Raw genomic sequence first — 17,579 nt, 5'->3', positions numbered from 1 at the left:
ATCGCAGTAGGTCACTTTTTCCTGCCCGGCTTTTTGTCTTTTGCCTGGAGGCCTTCCAACACATTGTCCAGCAAACCAAAGCGCGCGCTCCACATTTTTTTGTACAGCTCTGCCCAGTCAGCCACTTCCTGTAACCGCTCCAGCTGCGCCTCACAATAACGTTCCCGCCCCTTTTGCCGCATCACAATCAATCCGCATTCCGTCAGTATTTTAATGTGCTTGTAAACTGCCGTCCGGCTTACATCAAAGTTCTCCGCCACCGTGTTTACATTCAATGGGGTAGTGGCAACCATTTGTATTATCTCCCTTCTCGTTGGATCGGCGATCGCCTGGAACACATCTCGTCTCATAATATGCAACCTTTTGGTTGTACAAATATATGTAACCTTTTGGTTGTATAATAAATTTTTTTTCGGGCAGACGGTTGTTATGATTTCCGGAGATGCTTTGATAGTTTTGTGCTGACAGCTAAGTCTTTCTATTTCACGTTAAAACGAAGGTACATTTTGATCAAGAAAATCCAGTTGTTGTGCCTGCTGGCATTAGGGATTAGCCAGCTGCTTTCTGCACAGCAGTACTATTTGTTCATCGGTTCCTATAACCGCGATAAAAACAAACAGGGCATTTACATTTATCGTTTTAATCCGGGTAATGGCGGGCTGGCGCCTGTCAGCACGGTGAGCAATGTCCTGAATCCGGCTTACCTGGTACCTTCGGCGGATGGTAAATACCTCTACGCCTGTACGGAGGCACAAACACCGGGCGCGGGCAGCGTCAGCAGCTATGGCTTTAACCCGGAAACGGGGCAGGCCACCTGGCTTAGCACGCAGCCGGCAGGTGGCGAAAACCCGGTGTACATCACGGAACATAATAGCCATCGCTGGTTGGCAGTGGCCCATTACACAGGCGGCAGCGCAGCGGTGTTCCCTGTACAGGATGGTCATATCGGCAAAGCCGCACAGGTAGTGGTGTTCAAAGACAGCAGCCTGACTGACCGGCAACGGAGCGCACATATCCATTCCGCGGTACTGGACCCGGCACATCGTTTCCTTTTCCTGCCAGACCTGGGCGCTGATAAAATCCGTTGTTTTGCTTTTGATGCCGATGCTGCACAACCGCTACAACCGGCTGCACCTCCTTTTACAGCTACAGTGCCCGGTAGCGGCCCACGGCATTTTACTTTCCATCCGGAGCAGCCTTTTGCGTATTGCATCGAGGAATTGTCAGGCATGGTAAGTGCCTACCGTTATGCCAATGGCCGGCTCGACAGCCTCCAGCGGATAACGGCGCATCGTACACGCAAAAAAGATATTGATTACAGTGGGGCAGATATTCATGTGTCGCCTGATGGACGTTTTTTATATGCCTCTGTCCGGGGGAAGGAAAATATCATCACGATATACGCCATTAATCAGGCCACAGGCCTGCTCACCAGGACAGGATACCAGTCCACCGGTGGAGACCATCCGCGTAACTTTGTGATCGATCCTACCGGCAAATATCTACTGGTGGCCAATCAGATCAGTAACAACGTCGTAGTGTTTGAACGCAATATGCAAACAGGCCTGTTGATGCAAACAGGAACAACGCTGACAATGCCGGCGCCTTCCTGTCTGCAGATCAAAGCGTATTAAACTTTTACCAAAGGAAAGGTATCAGTATACGCCGTTTGGCAGGATAGTCGGGGAACCGTTGCTGGTACCAGCGCTGGTTGGCAGCAGCCCGGGGCACAAGGTTGGCGCAGGTCCAGATAAAGAACGCCAACGCCGGCGCACTCCATGTCAGCAAAGCGTAACCGCCCCATTCCAGGATCTCGCCCATGAGGTTCGGAGAGGTGACATACTCAAAGAGCCTGCCCCGTGGCAGTTTATAACCGGTTTCACCTTTGCCGCGCAGTCCTATCAGGTGATAATCGGCAGACCAGTTGATCAGCATGCCGGCAAAAAAGCACAAGGTGCCTGCTATAAAAGGAAAACTGCTACACCAGTCATCCGGGTACTGCGCATAATGCGCAAACCATGAACCAAGCAAAGAGCCATTGACGGTATTAAACAGCATGGCCGATAACATAATCACCAGTGGCATCTTTTTGCCACGGGTACGTATCATAAACGGGTATACGAAACTCCGGTGCAGGTAATGCAACAGGAACATGCCCGTCATCACGCCTGCCGGCGACGTCCACTTGACCGTTGCCGGTGGCTGCCACACAAAGAAAGACACCAGCACGGTGGTCTCCATTAATATCCATCCCACTTTATTGCTGACCATAGGGCCCCATTTCTCGGAGGTATACCGCCCATACGGCGCTTCCCGCCGCAGCAGGTAGAGGGCTGCGATAATGCCAATGGCAGACCAGCCGCCGATAAAAAGATAGTATTGCTGAAGCGAAAGATATTGATTCATGGGAGCATCTTATTTTCTTTAAACCATGCGATGGTATCCTGCAAAGTGGCGGTGAGACTGCCGGGATTAAAACCCAGTTCACTGCGCGCTTTGCTGTTATCGATTTTACGATTGCTGCGGATGAGGTTATAAACCGATTGTTTGGTATAAAACGGTGCACCGCCCGTCAGCCGGGAAAACGCCCGTACCAGCGGTAACAATCCCATGACCAGCCACAGTGGCAACACGGGCAGGAATATACGTTTCCCTTTGATCTGCGCGATGTGGGAGGATAATGTTTTCAGCGTCATCCATTCACCGCTGAGAATATACGCTTGTCCCGGCGTACCGGCTGTCAGCGCCTGTGCAATAGCCTGCGCCACCTGCCTTACATCCACAAAGTCAACGCCGCCGGGAAATATCGCAGGTATCTTCCCACGATAGATACGGATCACGGCATCGCCGATCAGGGAAGGGCGCTGGTCAAACGGACCGATCACCGCTGTAGGTGCCAGCGCGATCACTTCCAGCGCCGGACCATTACAGGCCAGTGCTGCCTCCTGTGCTACTGCTTTGGAATGATCATAACTGTATCGCATACCCTGTGTATAAGGGCGGGTTTCATTCATTAATACATCATAAGGGGATTGTTCGTAGGCGGTAATCGAACTGATAAACAAAAATCGCCGCACGCTGGCCCCCTGTGCGGCTTCTGTCAATAGCCGGGTAGTAGTGGTATTAAAGTGGAAGGCGTCCATATCGGGTGTATCACTCACCGAGATGACTGCCGCCATGTGAATCACGGCATCCATACCTGCCACAAAAGAAGAAACAAAATCAGGGTCTGACAGTGAGCCGTATACATAGGTGATGCCGGTAACCGGCGGCTGTGTTTTGCGGGCGTGGATGCTCAACTGGTGTCCCTGAGCCAGCAGCAACGGCGTTAACACGGAACCGATATAACCCGTTGCGCCGGTGATTGCGATTTTCATGCATCGAATATAATATATATTTTATTCGATTTGATTGGATTCGATTGGGTTTGCATCGAATTGTTTGAATTAAATTGATTGATTCGAATTGATTTTGATTGGTTTGAATTGGTTCGATTTGGTTTTGATTTGATTTTGGCGTCCCAGGGCTGAAGCCCCGGGCTAAGATGTTGTTCAATTTCTTTCCATGACAGGTGTTATCGTTCAGGAGGAACATCATCGTAGCCACAAGAACGGAGAAGCTTTCTCATAAATGCCAGAAACCACAATTTTAAAGGATTTGAACAACATCTTAGCCCAGGGCTTCAGCCCTGGGACCCTGAATGGGGGCACGTTGATTAATATCGGTTTCAAATAATCAGGCCCCAGGGTTTAACCCCGGGGCCTGATTATTTTTTTATTTATCTGTTGATTAATAAGACAACGTTATCCCTGCGCCAAAGCCCATGTCGCTGTCATAGTGTGTGGAAAGGGCGAAGTTGCGGGTGAAGATGTACCGGAAACCGGCCATGTACTCCTTGTCGGTATTGACCATGAAGTTGAACCGTAATCTTCTCGTGATGGGCACATCATCGCGCATCAGCTGTATACGCAGCCTGCCGTCGGTATCAAGGGAGGCATCTGCCAGGATAAGCATCGGGAGCGTGTATTGTACACCGAGGTGCAGTACCTGCCGGAAGTCTTTGGTGTTGCGCTGGCCAAACAGGTTCTTTTCGTCGTCATCTCCCATTTTACGGTAACGTACGTCCCAGCCTACATAACCGAGCAGCCATTGATTCTTACCAAAGTACCGGCCGAAATGTGTTTCGTTTTCGTAACCATGTCTATCGTTGAGGCCTAAACGCCATTCAGCGGAGAGGCGGTAGCGTGTATTGGAGAGCATGATTTCACCGTCGCTGCCGTTGCTTTCCAGTCCTACCTGTCCCATGAAGTGCAGCATACGGTCGTCGCGTTTCAGCATACGATAAGCCTTCACCGGGTCTGGTACCTGCGGATTGGGAGGGGAGTCTTCGTAGCTGAACACACGGCCCATACCGCTCATCATATGGTACAGGATATGGCAATGGAAGAACCAGTCACCGCTCTCTGTGGCTGCAAACTCGATGGTGTCTACTTCCATCGGCATGATGTCCAGCACGGTTTTCAGCGGGGAGTATTCGCCCTGGCCGTTGAGTACCCGGAAGAAATGACCATGCAGGTGCATCGGGTGGCGCATCATGGTATTGTTGTACAGAACAATGCGGACATTTTCTCCTTTTTTGATCAGGATTTTATCTGTTTCGGAAACGGTTTTATTGTTGATGGTCCATACATAACGGTTCATGTTGCCGGTCAATTCAAATTTAAACTCCCTGGTGGGCCCGGCCGGCAGCGTGGTTTCTTCCGGTGCTTTGAGCATACCGTAGTTGAGCGTCACGATATCGCCGGCGGTGGAATCCGGGTTGGTGATCTCAGGATACATGACGGTGTTCATGTCCATCGTCTGGTTGGTCATCATCATACCACCGCTGGTATCGAGGTTGCCATCCATGCGCATCATATCGTTCATCATTTTCATCCCTTCGAAGTATTTGAGTTTAGGGAGATGACGGGCTGCTACTTTATCACCGGTGCCCAACCAAAGCGAGGTGCTTTTGGTACGGTCTTCGGCGGTGGCGAGGAACTCGTAACTTTTGTTGTCCGGGATGGTGACGATCACATCGTATGTTTCGGAAACGCCTACCAGCAAACGGTCTACTTCCACCGGTTCCACATCGGCCCCGTCGTTGGCTACCACAGTGAGTTTGCCGCCGCCATAGTTGAGCCAGAAATAGGTGGAAGAGCTGCCGTTAATGACCCGCAGCCGTACTTTATCGCCGGCTTTGTAGGTGGGCGCTGCCGCCTGTGGCTGGCCGTTGGTGAGGAAACGCTCATAGTACACGTCACTTACGTCCATGGCGTTCATGCGTTTCCATTCGTTGGTGACTTTAGTGCCGAAATATCCTTTTTTAATGGCTTCGGCATAACTCTGGGTAGATCCCTTTTTGATGGCAAACCAGTCGCTTGCATTATGCAGCATACGGTTCACCTGATGCGGATGGATGTCGGTCCAGTCGCTCAGTAACACCACTTCTTCCTTCTGCGGGGCGGCATCTCTTTTGTGAAAAACGATGGAGCCGTACATGCCGCTTTGTTCCTGGAACATGGTATGGCTATGGTACCAGTAGGTACCGTGTTGTACTATCGGAAAACGGAACTTGTGTGTTTGTCCGGCTTTAATAGGTTGTGTGGTCAGGTAGGGCACACCATCTTCCTGGTTGGGCAGTATCAGGCCGTGCCAGTGGATGGAAGTTTCTTCGTGCAGGGTATTGTGAACATATATCTCGGCAGTATCTCCTTCGGTGAAGTGCAGGGTAGGACCGGGGATGGTACCATTGATGGCCAGTGCATGCTTCATTTTTCCGGAATAGTGGACCATGGTATCGCCCACATAAAGATCGTAACGGATGGTTTTTTGTGCAAGGACAGTGTGACTGGTAAAAAGCAGTAGGAGTAGTGCGAAAAGCTGTTTCATAAAAGATATTTGTCGACAGAAGGCGGGAGGTCAGCAAAGCGGCAAAGGGAGCGGGAAGAGGGCCCGGCTCCCTTGCCAGTGCTGTTATTTGATGGTATCGTTTATTTTACCGCAGCTCAGCATCTGACTGCCATAGTACGGGTTTTTGATAGCGGTGCTGCTGCTCAGCCAGGAGGCCTTTTTCATCGGGCAATAGTCCTGGTATATTGGCTGATCAGACAGTTTGGATGATTTAGCCAGCTGATAGAGGTCGTCAGACAGGGTTTTGAAAGCTTCCCGTTGACGGGCCAGGTCTTTGGTACCGGAGATACCGGACGCATCGGCGATCAGTTTGTCCTTAACGGACGCGTCTGATGTTTTGGCGGCCTGAACAAAAGAAGCGGCTGCGCTGGCTGCGTTATCGGCATTGCCACTTACCAGTGCATCTTTGATGCTGTAGTAATTGGTCAGGAGGGGAGATTGTCCTTTGTCCTGGGCTTCACCACGGAAGGAAAAGAGAGCGGTGAGCATCGATGCGGCAAGAATAAACTTTTTCATATCTGTAGTTTTTTTAGGCGATAGTTTCGGCTTTATAACCGGCTGTTTCAACTGCTTTGCGGATGGCGGCTGCATCTACATTGTCAGCGGAAATAGTGAGTACTTTATCAGGAGATTGCAGGTCCACTTCCCAGTTATCAGCACCAGCGGTTTCGTTTAATCCGGGCGTTACTTTTTCCAGGCAACCTGAACATTTGATATTGGTTTTGAATTGAACTGTTTCCATTTTATTAACTTTTAAGGTGTTGAATGTTTTTGTTATTGTTGATGATGTAAAATTACATCGGATGGGGAGCTGAACTGTTATACAATTGGGTAATCGTTTTACATAATTATGAGGAGTTATTCCTCAATGGTTACCGTTACCTCATTGTTGAGCGGAAAGCTCTGGCAGAGCAGCACATAGCCCGCATCGATGTCCTCTTTCCGGAGGGCGTAGTTCTGTTGCATATGCACGGCGCCCTGAGTAAGGCGGGCGGCGCAGCGGCCACAGGTGCCGGACTGGCAGGAGTGTGGAAGGGGTATCCTTTCTTCCAGTGCTGCAGCCAGTATCGTTTGTCCGGGCAGCACTTCCAGCAGGTTGCTTTGCTCGTAGTAATGCAGCAGTACTTCCTGGCTGTTATCGGGTAAGGCGATCGTTGGTGCGGTTGTTTCCACGGCAAATGATTCGTGGCGTACATGCGTGTCCGGTATACCCAGTGCTGTCAGCGATTCCTGGTGCATCTTCATCAGGTCGGCGGGCCCGCATAGGAAAAAGTGTGCGGGTGCTGTGCTTTCACTGATCGTTTGTTTGATCAGTTTTTTGATGATGATCCTGTTGAGCCTTCCGGTCATGATATTGGCCGGATCATCTGCGGTAGCGGTATGTTTTGATAAAACATATTGTATGCGGATATTGTTGTGTTGGGCTTCCCAGTTGTCCAGCGCTTCTTTGAAGATGGTTTCCGGAACGGAGCGACTGGCGTACAGCAGCGTAATGCGCGTGTCCGGCTGCTGGCGGGCCACGGTCCGCGCGATGGAGAACAGCGGGGTGATGCCGCTGCCGCCGGCCAGTAATACGAGGTGATGATAACCGCTGGTGTCATCGTCCAGTGTGAAGGCGCCGTAAGGGCCGTCAACGTCCCAGCTGTGGATGGCTTCTGCATTTTCGGTAATGTAACTGCTCATTACACCGCCGGTTACTTTTTTAACGGTAATGGCGGGGGCGCTGTCTGTACCGGGCGCGGAGCTGAGGGAATAAGAACGGGTGACCGGCCGTCCATCAATCCTCAAAGTGAGGTTGATGAACTGGCCGGCCAGATATTGAAAGTCTTCTCCGCGGGTATCGAAAATAATGGTGACGGTGTCTGTTGTTTCCCGGATAACCTGTTGGGTATACCAGGTGTATGATAAAGGCATTGTCTTGTATAATGAAATGTAAAGTTTAGAGTTTAGCTGTTTTAAGTCTGAGGCTGTTGGACACTACGCTCACAGAGCTGAGCGCCATGGCTGCCCCGGCAATCATCGGGTCGAGCAGGAAGCCGTAAGACGGGAACAGGATGCCGGCGGCCACCGGTATACCGATGATGTTGTAGATGAAGGCCCAGAACAGGTTCTGTTTGATGGTGGCCACTGTTTTAGAAGACAGTTTCAGTGCTTTCGGGATGCTGTTCAGATCGGAAGTGATCAGCGTCATTTTAGCTACGTCCATGGCTATATCAGAACCTTTGCCCATCGCGATGCTGACATCTGCCTGCGCCAGTGCCTGGGAGTCGTTGATGCCATCGCCCACCATCGCTACGGTTTTGCCCTGTTCCTGTAATTGTTTTACAAAAGTGGCTTTGAAAGAAGGCATTACTTCGGCAGTATATTGGGTGATGCCTACCTGTTGCGCTACCGCGGCGGCTGTCTGCTGGTTATCACCGGTGAGCATGTACACTTCAATTCCCTGGCGTTGCAGTGCTGCGATGGCGGCAGCAGAGCTTTCTTTGATACGGTCGGCAATGGCTACCACTGCCAGTATCTCTTTACCACGGGCGAAGTAGATCACAGTTTTGGCGGCTGCCTGCAGGCCCTGGGCAAGGGTAACGGATTTGTTGTCCAGTACCACGCCGTTTTCCTGCAACAGTTTTTTATTACCGGCGAGGTAGGTCTGACCATTGTAGGTGCCTTTCACACCCTGACCCGTAACGCTTTCGAAAGTGCTGAGGGGCACGCCATTCACGCCTGCCTGCTGGAGATGCTGTGCAATAGCTGCTGCCAGCGGGTGTTCTGACTGTTGTTCCAGTGCAAAGAGAACAGATTGGTCAACAGCATGTTGTTGGTCATCTACATATAAGAGATCAGTAACAACAGGTTTACCTTCTGTGATGGTACCGGTTTTATCGAGGATGATGGCATTTACTTTATGGGCCAGCTCCAGGCTTTCGGCATCTTTGATCAGGATATTGTTTTCAGCGCCTTTACCAACGCCCACCATGATGGCGGTAGGAGTAGCGAGGCCGAGGGCACAAGGGCAGGCGATCACCAGTACGGTCACGGAAGTGAGCAGCGCGTGGGTGAAGGCGTTGTCGCCACCGAAGACCATCCAGGTGATGAAAGTAAGGATGGCAATACCGATGACTACGGGAACGAATATACCGGCAATTTTGTCTACCAGTTTTTGTACCGGCGCTTTACTGCCTTGTGCTTCCTGTACCATTTTGATGATGTGGGACAGCAGGGTATCTGCGCCTACTTTATCGGCTTTGAAACGGAAGCTGCCTTTCTGGTTGATGGTGCCGGCGAAAACGCTTTCACCTTCTTTTTTCAGGACAGGCACGGGTTCACCGGTGATCATGCTTTCGTCTACATAAGAATCGCCGGCGGTAACGGTACCGTCTACCGGTATTTTTTCGCCTGGTTTTACCAGCAAGATGTCATTCACTTTTACACTAGCGATGGGCACTTCGCGGGTATTACCGGCGGCGTCTACCAGCAGCACCGTCTTAGGTTGCAGGCCGATCAGTTTTTTGATGGCGGAAGAGGTGTTGGATTTCGCTCTTTCTTCCAGCAGTTTACCCAAAGAGATAAAGGCGATCACCACGGCGGCTGCTTCGAAATATACGTGAGCGTGTAAGCCGCGTTGGTGCCAGAATTCAGGGTAGATGGTGTTGAAGGCGCTGAATACCCAGGCAATACCGGTGCTGAGGGCTACGAGCGTGTCCATATTGGCTTTACCGTGACGGGCCTGTTTCCATGCGTTGACAAAGAAGCTGCGGCCCAGGAAAAACACTACTGGTGTGGAGAGCGCCATCATGATCCAGTTGCCGTAAGGCATATCCATAAAGAACATACCAATGATCACAATAGGAAGTGACAGCACAGAAGCCCAGATGGTGCGCTGTTTCACTGCCTGATAGTGCTTCTGTTGAGCGGCTTCCTTGATCTCGTCCTGGTTTTCCTTTTCGATAACGATATCATAACCGATGCTTCTCACCGCATCGCGTAATTGTTCGGGAGTGGTAACGCCGGGATTGTATTCCACCCAGGCGGTCTGGTTGGCGAAGTTCACGCCGGCGGCGCTTACACCGTCAACGGAGCCCAGTGTGGATTCTACGCTCACCGCGCAGGCGGCGCAGGTCATTTCCAGCACGGGATAGGTTTCTTTAATCAGTCCTTTTTTATGTTGATGGCCAGTGGCCCTGGATGTATCGTTTAGTGTCAAGGTGGTCATAGTGGTCTGTTTTATAATTTTAACAAAGGTACCGACGGTGGGAGGCGGTGTTGTTATATGATTAAGGATGATTTGTATATAATTTTAAGATGATTTTCCGGGCATGGCCTGTATAGACTGCCTGGACTTCCGGATTTCCTTGAAATAGCCCGGATTTAGCCCCGTAGCGGCCTTAAAATGAGCGGATAACTGCCGGGCACTGTGAAATCCCAGTTTGGCTGCCATCTGTTGAAGGGAATCGTCTGTATAAACCAGCCATTCCTTTATTTTCTCCGTGCGCAGATTTTCTATATATTTTTCCAGTGTAATATTTTCAATCGCCAGGAAAGCCTGGCAGACAGTGGCGTAATCCAGCTGAAGGGATTGGGACACCTGCTGAGGCAGATTGAAATGTTCCGGAAATACAAAATCGCCGCCGTAGATCTTTTCTGTCAGCTGTTTTACGGCCATGGTGATGGTTTCGGGTGTGGACGTAAGCGGTTGCATGTCATCAGTTTTTTTATGATGACAAAATTGGTGTATAGAGGGGTGGGAAGTGTTATACAATTACAAGAAACACTTATAAAATTTGACAGCCCCTTTCTTCGGCGAAGAAAAGGGCTGTTTTTTTGAGGGAAGAGACAAGTATTATGATTTACCTTCTTTCATCAGTTCCCGGTGGATGGCACTTTGCAGATCGGCGCCGGTGAGTTCCATCCGTTGATCGCTGATAAGTTTCAGGCAGCAATGGAAGGCGATGTTATTAATATTGGAGCCGGTCAGCTCATGATGTTGGGAGATTTGTTCCAGTGAAATGTTGGAAGACAGGGTGATCCTGTCGGGGAACGCCCGGTTCCAGAGGACATGCCTTTCCGGGGCCGCAGGTACGGGGAAGTACACCACGTTCTGCATCCTTCGCAGGAAAGCTTCGTCCATATTGCCTTTGAAATTGGAGGCGAGAATGATCAGGCCGTCGTATGATTCGATGCGTTGCAGCAGATAACCCACCTCCTGGTTGGCGTATTTATCGTGCGCATCACGAATTTCTGTTCTTTTGCCGAAGAGGGCATCGGCTTCATCAAAGAACAATATCCAGTTTTTTCTTTCTGCCCGGTCAAAAATGCGGGACAGGTTTTTTTCTGTCTCCCCGATATATTTTGATACTACTTTAGACAGGTCTATCCGGAACACGTCGCGTTGCGTGTATTTGCCCAGCAGCGTGGCAGCCATGGTTTTACCGGTGCCGGGAGGGCCATGGAACAGGGCGCAGTAGCCCCGTTTCACCTTCCTGATCATCTGCCAGTCATCCAGCAGGGTATGGTGATGGGCCACCCATTGTTCAATTTCCCGTATTTGCGATAACGTGTTTTCCTGTAATACGAGATCGCTCCACAACAAGTCGGTGGTGATATATTCTGCGGCGAATTCAGGCGAGAAGCGCGGGTGGCTGACACGGCCGGTGAGCCAGTAGTCGAGCGTTTCGGCTGCGAGCAATAGTTGTCCTGACATAACAGGGTCGCCTATATTGACTGGTTCAATGCTCAGTGTGCCCTGGCGGAAAAAGCGGCTTTGCTGCAGCAGACTGTTTTGCAGGTCTGTCCGTTTGTCGGGGTCATTGCCTGCCAGTACGAACAGCAGGGTTTCGCCGGTGGGCAACATGCCCCGGTGATGCTGGGATTTGATGCCGCCAAAGGGAATAAAATCACCGCCTTCGGGAATATATTCCCGGAGGATATCTTCAAAGAACCCAGGCTGCAGATGTGGCGCCAGCGCCAGCAGCAGGGCGACAAACTCCGGTGCGTCTGGCTGTGCTTCTTCCATCCAGGTGGCAAAAGGAGAGCTGTCATGCACAAAGGCGTCAGCGTTAATGGTTACGCTGTCCGTCTTGCCAAAATGGAGGGATAGCCTCCCCTGAATGTATTCACGGAGGTATTGCAGGGGTATATGAAAAGAGGTGTTCATTTTATATCAGCTGTGTGAGGAGTATCAACTGTTCTCTGAGCTTCATCTTTTGGAGGTTCTCTTCACTCATTTCTCCGCCAAGGGCAATGGCGGGCACAAAGGCGAAACATTCGTCAAATGCCGGTGGACCGAGCCGTTTCAACGCCTGTTCATACAGCTTTTGATAGAACAGCTCATTGGCGGGTCTTTTGTCGCCGATGGTGTAGTTCATGATGATTTCCAGCGGTACTTCCTGCAATGAGGATACGTCGAGATATACAGGGTCGAAGAAAAGATATTCATTCCCCTGTTTGAAGAAGACGGTGCCGATGCCGGAACGCAGCACGGCCACGGCATCTTTGTACTGCTCTCCGAATTTCGGCAGGATGTCCGTATAGTCGTCGGGGTTGACTGTCCAGATAAAACCTTTTCCAAACGAGCAGATGCCGTTGTTCTTCCAGATATCGATGAGGAAGCCGGGCACCAGCGACGCATATTTTTCCTGCACAGCGGGCGCGATGGCGGGAAAGGGGCCTTTGTCCGGCGGTAGGTTTGTCAGAAAGGTTTCGATCTGTTGCATATGATATTACGTTAGGATAATGTTACGTTTATTTTAGCTGTTTCCTGCGCTTTAGGGTCTACTTTTTTGATTTTTTCGAGGATGAGCGGGATCTTATTCACCCAACCCGGGCCAATAATGGAATTAACGCGGGAGAGGCCGGAGGCTTTGGCAAATTCATCGTCGTACCCGCCGGCCACCTGGTCAATGACATGAAGTTTGGCTTTGCCTTTCAGATCGGCATCGGCCTGCTTTTCCGCGTCAGCAGGGCTTTTTCCTGCTGCTATATATTGGTTTTTCAGATTTGTCCATTCCAGTGTTTTTTCGCGCCGCAGAGCCCTGGTACCTTGTTTGCTCCTGCCTATCTGTTCAAAAGTGTTTCTGTTTCTGAGCCAGATCAGAATAGTCATTTGTTGCAGCCTATCCTGTTGCATTTTGAGCTGGTCGTCAAATTCTTTATGTTCCACCGGCGTGGTCAGACTGCTGCGGTTAAAGACAATGGGCACATTGTCCATAGTCTGTTGTGTGCCGCCTTTCATCTGGCTAAATGCAGCAGCGAGCTTTTTGAATTCGGCTTCGATATCATTTTTCTGTTTGGCTGTCTTAACCGGATCGTCTCCCGGGTCATTAGCTTTCAGTTTGGCGATGTTGTCGAATGCACTCCTGGCTGCGCCAATGTAAGGACCATTTTCGGGTATGGCGGCCAGCTCGTTGAGGTAGTCGGTCACCAGCTTGGGCCTGGAATTCACATAGACGTTGGCGTTGGCATCTTTGCCTTTAAAGGTGATGGTATGCGATTCGCCATCTTTGGCCGTGAAGCCCTGTGTGATGCCCAGCCACCCCAATACCTTGTTTTTGATGCCGCCCAGCAGTTTTTTCCCGGCCGTCACGATCCAGTCCACCAGTTTGTCCATCGCCTTGTCTACCGGGGCTTGCAGCTTTTTGATGATTTCCACCACTTTGTCGGCTATCTTACCCAGACCGAGGAAATTGGCGAGGAAACTGATAGCTATCTTCAACAGGCCGCCCAGCACATTTTCTACGGCGTTAGCGGCTTTACCGATATTGCCACTGGAAATTTCCACGATGCTGTTGATAACGGCCATACCTACCTGCGCAATCTGTTTGATCTTCTGGACCACAAACATGATGGTATCATAGATGGTAATGATAGCCTGTATGAAAGCGCCGACAGGGTTGAGGCTGGAGAGGAGTTTGGTGATGGCTTTCTGTACCACGGTAACGGTAACATAGGTAGTGACCTCCTGGAAGAACTGTGATTTCAGTTCTTCTATTTTGTCCTGTATCTTGTCCCATGCTGCTGCAGGACCTTCTGTGACCAGCGTTTTCAGGATGTCGAAGCCGGTTTCCAGCGCGGCGACGGCTGTTTCCCCGATGGCTTTTACCAGTTTTACACGGAGTTTCTGCCAGGTGAGGCCGAACACGGAGAGGCCCAGTTTCAGCAGCTCTTTCGGTGCAAAAGATTGCGGAATATAGATATTGGCGCCTTCGAGAGAGCCGAGCAGCCAATTGGTCAGGGCTTTCTTCAGCCAGTTACCGAAACGGTCTTTAAACTGGTTAAACCCTTTCTTCACCGCATTGATCAGGTGTCCTACAAATACTCCCGGTTTTTCAATGATGGTGCGGAAGGCACTGCGCACTTTGGACAGATAAGGAAGCGCGCCCGGGGCCACTACAGAGAAGATGATCTCCAATAGATCGAAGATGGTGTTCATGGCCCAGTTGAAGAAGGCGGTGGCAAAGCTGCCGAATACACCGAATACTTTCCTGAACAGGTTGGGCAGTATGATGAAGTCCATCACCTCCAGTGACTTCAACATGGCGATGAACTGTCCGGGGAAGCTGGTCACCAGTGTTACCAGCCCTTTCATGGCTTTTTGGAACCAGTCGAAGGCCCGCTGTATGGCGTTGCCTTTTTTGATATTCTCCCAGATGTCCAGCCGTCCGATCATCTTCATGAAACCACCGATGAGGGTATCGGCATTACGGGGCACTGTTTCGCCGGTGATGGGGTTGGTGCCCAGTACGGCGCAGAGCAGGTCAAATCCGGGTGCTTTGGCGGCCAGTTCACCCAGCGGCTTCAGTACCGCATCACGGATGAACTGCATAATGGCCTGGAAGATGCTTTTGATAAAGTCGATGATATCACTCACCGGTTTGGTGAAGATAGCAACGGCTCTTTCCCAGGTACGTACCGGGTGCAGGATGATATCGAGGAAGTCGAGATCGTCCATGAACTGTTTGACGGCGGATTTGACTTCGCCCAAGAGGCCGGAGAAACGCTTCAGTTGTTGTTCCACCCAGCTACCGGCTTTTTCAAATACGCTGTATTTGTCCAGCGCCTGCGTGATCAGGTGGCCGCCAGGCAGGAATTCCACGATGGCCCGCAGGATATTGGCGGCGCTGCGGTCGGCTGATTCTCCATTGATCGGGTTCACGCCGATCACGATGGTGAACATGCGGTAGCCGGGGATGTTGTAAGCTTTTTCCGCGAGCCAGTCAAGCACGTCCTGCCAGGAGGGGATATCGATGCCGAGGAACCGTTGTATCTGTGGCGCCATGGCAGTAGCGGTAGGAGCTGCCGTGACTGGTTTGGCTGTGGCGGGTTTGGCCATTTCGGGTTTGCCTGCTTCGGCGCGTTGTATGCTTTGTCCCTGCTGTATCGTATGGGTCAGCTCGTGGGCCAGCAGGTGTTTGCCTGCCGGTGCATCGGGCTGGTACTGGTTATTGTTAAAAAAGATATGGTTCTGATAGGTGAAGGCTTTGGCGCCCAGTTGATTGTTGAGCTGTGCCGATTCCGGCCCTGTGTGTATGCGTACATTGCTGAAATCGGCGTTGAACCGGGTTTCCATGAAGCTCCGGGTATCGTCTGAGAGCGTAAAGCCGCCGGTGCTCTGCTGGCGGATGCCTTCCCCGATTTCGTTGGTAGCGGTGATAGGAGTGCCTTCTCCTTTTCGTTGAACCGTCTTCTCTTCTTTCTTTTCTTTCTGTTTGGCAAGAGGCATTTTACCTTGCTGATGTTTAGCCTGTATCTTCTTTGGTTCCTGAAGTTTGGGTTGATCTGCTTTTGGAGGCTGTGGCTTCTTTGGTTCCTGAAGTTTGGGCTGCTCTTCTTTTTGGGCCTGTATCTTTTTGGGTTCTTGAAGTTTGGGTTGCTCTTCTTTTTTGGTCTGTATTTTCTTTCCTGCAGCGACATTGGCTGCCGGCTTTTCGGCCGGCATGCGCATTACTTTATCGGCCATGTTATCTGCTTCCTTTTCCGCGGGGTCGTTTGGGCTGCCTACTTTCAGCTTGGTTTGTACCGGTGACATGGCAGGCGCAAAAAAGGGCTTCTCTTCATTTTTCAATGAAGGGGCGCTTTTGGGGGCTTTTTGTGCGGCAGACGTTTTGGGGGCCGCATCTGCACCTGCTTTCATTCCTTTTGGTTTAAGCGGTTATATCCATTCTGTCCAGATCATTTTATGTGGGGTATAAGGTAGTATCACCATGTTATATCCCCATGGTATATCGGGCAACAGCCATTCGTCATAGCTTTCCCCTTCTACCTGCAACAGCCAGTTGTCGTCATTTTCACGGACCGACAGTTTGCCGGGGCGGTGCAGGAAACTGGCCCGCAGCCCTTCCATGCTGGTGTTTTTCAGGGAAGGCCAGTTACTGATCACCATCGAAAGGAGACTGGCCGCTTCTTCCTGATGTGCCGGTTCAATGGCGGTAATGCGTTCAATCGTTTGTGATAACGGTATGCCACAAAGTATTTTGTTCAGCACCATTTCTTCTTCGCCGACATCTGTGCGGCCGGTGGCCAGCCATTCCAGCAGTGCCGTGGCGTAGCCGGGCCGTAGCAGTGTTTTGTCGTCTGCCGCCTCGCAATATTGCAGGAACCGGCTGATGAAAGGCGCCAGTAATACCAGTCCGGCATTATGTACATAGTAGCCGTCAGTGGCAGTGGTGTTATGCTCTTCCTCCCGGATAGGGTAGGTATTTGTTTTTTCATTTAGGGAGATGCCTGCCAGTTGTTCCAATTGTTCCTGTACCCGGGCTTGTAGCGGGTCGGGCAGGTGCGCTTTGACTAGTTTTTGCAGTTGTGGCAGTGTTGCTGGTGTTAGGCTGGTCAGCGCGCTGGCTATCAGCGTTGCTTCCGGCGTTGCTCCCAACATTGGGAGCAATGTTGCCGCTGAAGGGGAGGCCTGTTCCCGCGCAACCATTTCCAGTTGCCATTTACGTATAGCCGGTTCCGTGATATCCTGCATGTGCGGAATATACCGTTGCAATGTTGTGATGGCAGATAACGTAGCGGAATATACGTCCGGGGCGATCTGTTGCAGCAGCTGTTGCTGCCAGTCTGCCGGAAATTGTGCTACCAGTCGCTCACGCGCTATGGGAGCTGTTCTTAGTATATGCAGTAGTTGCGTGGTATGCGGATGGGACGTAAAAAAAATGTTGAGCATAACACCCTTCCATTCCCTGACCCTGTCCGGCAATACCCACCAGGGATATACGCCATGCAGGAGAAAATGGAAGAGTATTTGCTCAACATTCCGATGATTGGCACTTTGTGCTTCTCTTCTTTTTCTATTTTTTATCCTTATTACGTCGGAGGTAGTGGCAGATACTTCCCCTGAAAGGAGTGGTATCTTTTGCGCAAGCGTTGCTTTCAACTGCTGCGCTACAGCGTCTGTAAACAACTGCCGGAAATTATTGGTCCGCAGGTCTTCAACACTGATACTAAGATAATCAAAAATCAGGTCATCTTCTAAAAAATCATAGGGCGCCAGCACTTTTTCGATGGCTGGCAACAACTCATTTTCACACAGGGCAGACAGCTCACGCTGCAGTTGCAGTGCCTGCGATTCCGGACCGTTGAAAGTCACGTCTACCAGCTGTTTTTGAATGAGATGCATGTTTATTGGGTCATTT

The 17,579-nt window shown here is 50.8% G+C and carries 14 protein-coding genes; 1 reads left to right on the top strand and 13 read right to left on the bottom strand.

Annotation, left to right across the window (positions count from 1 at the left end; translation table 11 throughout):
• Positions 1-11: 11 nt before the first annotated feature.
• Positions 12-350, bottom strand: coding sequence for an ArsR/SmtB family transcription factor (locus HHL17_RS23500; RefSeq protein WP_169227297.1), 339 nt, complete (start codon positions 348-350; stop codon positions 12-14).
• A 156-nt stretch (positions 351-506) separates the two neighbouring features.
• Between HHL17_RS23500 and HHL17_RS23495 the strand changes: the two genes are divergently transcribed.
• Positions 507-1,634, top strand: a complete 1,128-nt coding sequence (locus HHL17_RS23495) for a lactonase family protein (RefSeq protein WP_169227296.1) — start codon at positions 507-509, stop codon at positions 1,632-1,634.
• A gap of 4 nt (positions 1,635-1,638) precedes the next feature.
• Here the strand turns inward: HHL17_RS23495 and HHL17_RS23490 are convergent, their stop codons facing one another.
• The 12 genes from HHL17_RS23490 to HHL17_RS23435 all read right to left on the bottom strand — a co-directional run bounded on the left by HHL17_RS23490 (position 1,639) and on the right by HHL17_RS23435 (position 17,563).
• On the bottom strand, positions 1,639-2,406 hold the full coding sequence (locus tag HHL17_RS23490) for a phosphatidylethanolamine N-methyltransferase family domain-containing protein (RefSeq protein ID WP_169227295.1): 768 nt from the start codon (positions 2,404-2,406) through the stop codon (positions 1,639-1,641).
• Complete coding sequence (locus HHL17_RS23485) at positions 2,403-3,377, bottom strand: NAD-dependent epimerase/dehydratase family protein (RefSeq protein ID WP_169227294.1); 975 nt, start codon at positions 3,375-3,377, stop codon at positions 2,403-2,405. Before HHL17_RS23485 ends, HHL17_RS23490 begins: the two co-directional genes overlap by 4 nt.
• Positions 3,378-3,789: 412 nt before the next feature.
• The gene (locus tag HHL17_RS23480) at positions 3,790-5,931 is read right to left on the bottom strand and encodes a multicopper oxidase domain-containing protein (RefSeq protein ID WP_169227293.1); all 2,142 of its coding nucleotides are present in this window, start codon (positions 5,929-5,931) and stop codon (positions 3,790-3,792) included.
• Between the two features lie 84 nt (positions 5,932-6,015).
• Complete coding sequence (locus HHL17_RS23475; RefSeq protein ID WP_169227292.1) at positions 6,016-6,468, bottom strand: DUF3347 domain-containing protein; 453 nt, start codon at positions 6,466-6,468, stop codon at positions 6,016-6,018.
• 13 nt (positions 6,469-6,481) lie between these two features.
• Positions 6,482-6,694, bottom strand: a complete 213-nt coding sequence (locus HHL17_RS23470) for a heavy-metal-associated domain-containing protein (protein ID WP_169227291.1) — start codon at positions 6,692-6,694, stop codon at positions 6,482-6,484.
• A gap of 116 nt (positions 6,695-6,810) precedes the next feature.
• Positions 6,811-7,866 (bottom strand): ferredoxin--NADP reductase, encoded by a 1,056-nt coding sequence (locus HHL17_RS23465; RefSeq protein WP_169227290.1) that lies wholly within the window; start codon positions 7,864-7,866, stop codon positions 6,811-6,813.
• A 25-nt stretch (positions 7,867-7,891) separates the two neighbouring features.
• Entirely contained in the window at positions 7,892-10,162 is a 2,271-nt protein-coding gene (locus HHL17_RS23460) for a heavy metal translocating P-type ATPase (RefSeq protein WP_206156158.1), read from the bottom strand.
• 84 nt (positions 10,163-10,246) lie between these two features.
• On the bottom strand, positions 10,247-10,648 hold the full coding sequence (locus HHL17_RS23455) for a helix-turn-helix domain-containing protein (protein ID WP_169227289.1): 402 nt from the start codon (positions 10,646-10,648) through the stop codon (positions 10,247-10,249).
• Positions 10,649-10,789: 141 nt separating this feature from the next.
• Complete coding sequence (locus HHL17_RS23450; protein ID WP_169227288.1) at positions 10,790-12,103, bottom strand: ATP-binding protein; 1,314 nt, start codon at positions 12,101-12,103, stop codon at positions 10,790-10,792.
• 1 nt (position 12,104) lies between these two features.
• Positions 12,105-12,662 (bottom strand): T6SS immunity protein Tdi1 domain-containing protein, encoded by a 558-nt coding sequence (locus HHL17_RS23445; RefSeq protein WP_169227287.1) that lies wholly within the window; start codon positions 12,660-12,662, stop codon positions 12,105-12,107.
• A gap of 11 nt (positions 12,663-12,673) precedes the next feature.
• Positions 12,674-16,078: an eCIS core domain-containing protein gene (locus HHL17_RS23440; RefSeq protein ID WP_169227286.1), complete on the bottom strand. Its 3,405-nt coding sequence runs from the start codon at positions 16,076-16,078 to the stop codon at positions 12,674-12,676.
• A gap of 18 nt (positions 16,079-16,096) precedes the next feature.
• Entirely contained in the window at positions 16,097-17,563 is a 1,467-nt protein-coding gene (locus HHL17_RS23435; protein WP_169227285.1) for a contractile injection system tape measure protein, read from the bottom strand.
• Between the last annotated feature and the right edge of the window lie 16 nt (positions 17,564-17,579).

Source organism: Chitinophaga fulva (genome assembly GCF_012927205.1).
Classification (GTDB): Bacteria; Bacteroidota; Bacteroidia; order Chitinophagales; family Chitinophagaceae; genus Chitinophaga; species Chitinophaga fulva.
Note: the sequence above shows the minus strand (reverse complement) of the source record. Positions and strands in the feature narration are given on the sequence as shown.

Coding starts and splice junctions, on each gene's coding strand:
- HHL17_RS23500 (WP_169227297.1), bottom strand. CDS start 350: ATGAGACGAGATGTGTTCCAGGCGATCGCCGATCCAACGAGAAGGGAG.
- HHL17_RS23490 (WP_169227295.1), bottom strand. CDS start 2,406: ATGAATCAATATCTTTCGCTTCAGCAATACTATCTTTTTATCGGCGGC.
- HHL17_RS23485 (WP_169227294.1), bottom strand. CDS start 3,377: ATGAAAATCGCAATCACCGGCGCAACGGGTTATATCGGTTCCGTGTTA.
- HHL17_RS23480 (WP_169227293.1), bottom strand. CDS start 5,931: ATGAAACAGCTTTTCGCACTACTCCTACTGCTTTTTACCAGTCACACT.
- HHL17_RS23475 (WP_169227292.1), bottom strand. CDS start 6,468: ATGAAAAAGTTTATTCTTGCCGCATCGATGCTCACCGCTCTCTTTTCC.
- HHL17_RS23470 (WP_169227291.1), bottom strand. CDS start 6,694: ATGGAAACAGTTCAATTCAAAACCAATATCAAATGTTCAGGTTGCCTG.
- HHL17_RS23465 (WP_169227290.1), bottom strand. CDS start 7,866: ATGCCTTTATCATACACCTGGTATACCCAACAGGTTATCCGGGAAACA.
- HHL17_RS23460 (WP_206156158.1), bottom strand. CDS start 10,162: ATGACCACCTTGACACTAAACGATACATCCAGGGCCACTGGCCATCAA.
- HHL17_RS23455 (WP_169227289.1), bottom strand. CDS start 10,648: ATGCAACCGCTTACGTCCACACCCGAAACCATCACCATGGCCGTAAAA.
- HHL17_RS23450 (WP_169227288.1), bottom strand. CDS start 12,103: ATGAACACCTCTTTTCATATACCCCTGCAATACCTCCGTGAATACATT.
- HHL17_RS23445 (WP_169227287.1), bottom strand. CDS start 12,662: ATGCAACAGATCGAAACCTTTCTGACAAACCTACCGCCGGACAAAGGC.
- HHL17_RS23440 (WP_169227286.1), bottom strand. CDS start 16,078: ATGAAAGCAGGTGCAGATGCGGCCCCCAAAACGTCTGCCGCACAAAAA.
- HHL17_RS23435 (WP_169227285.1), bottom strand. CDS start 17,563: ATGCATCTCATTCAAAAACAGCTGGTAGACGTGACTTTCAACGGTCCG.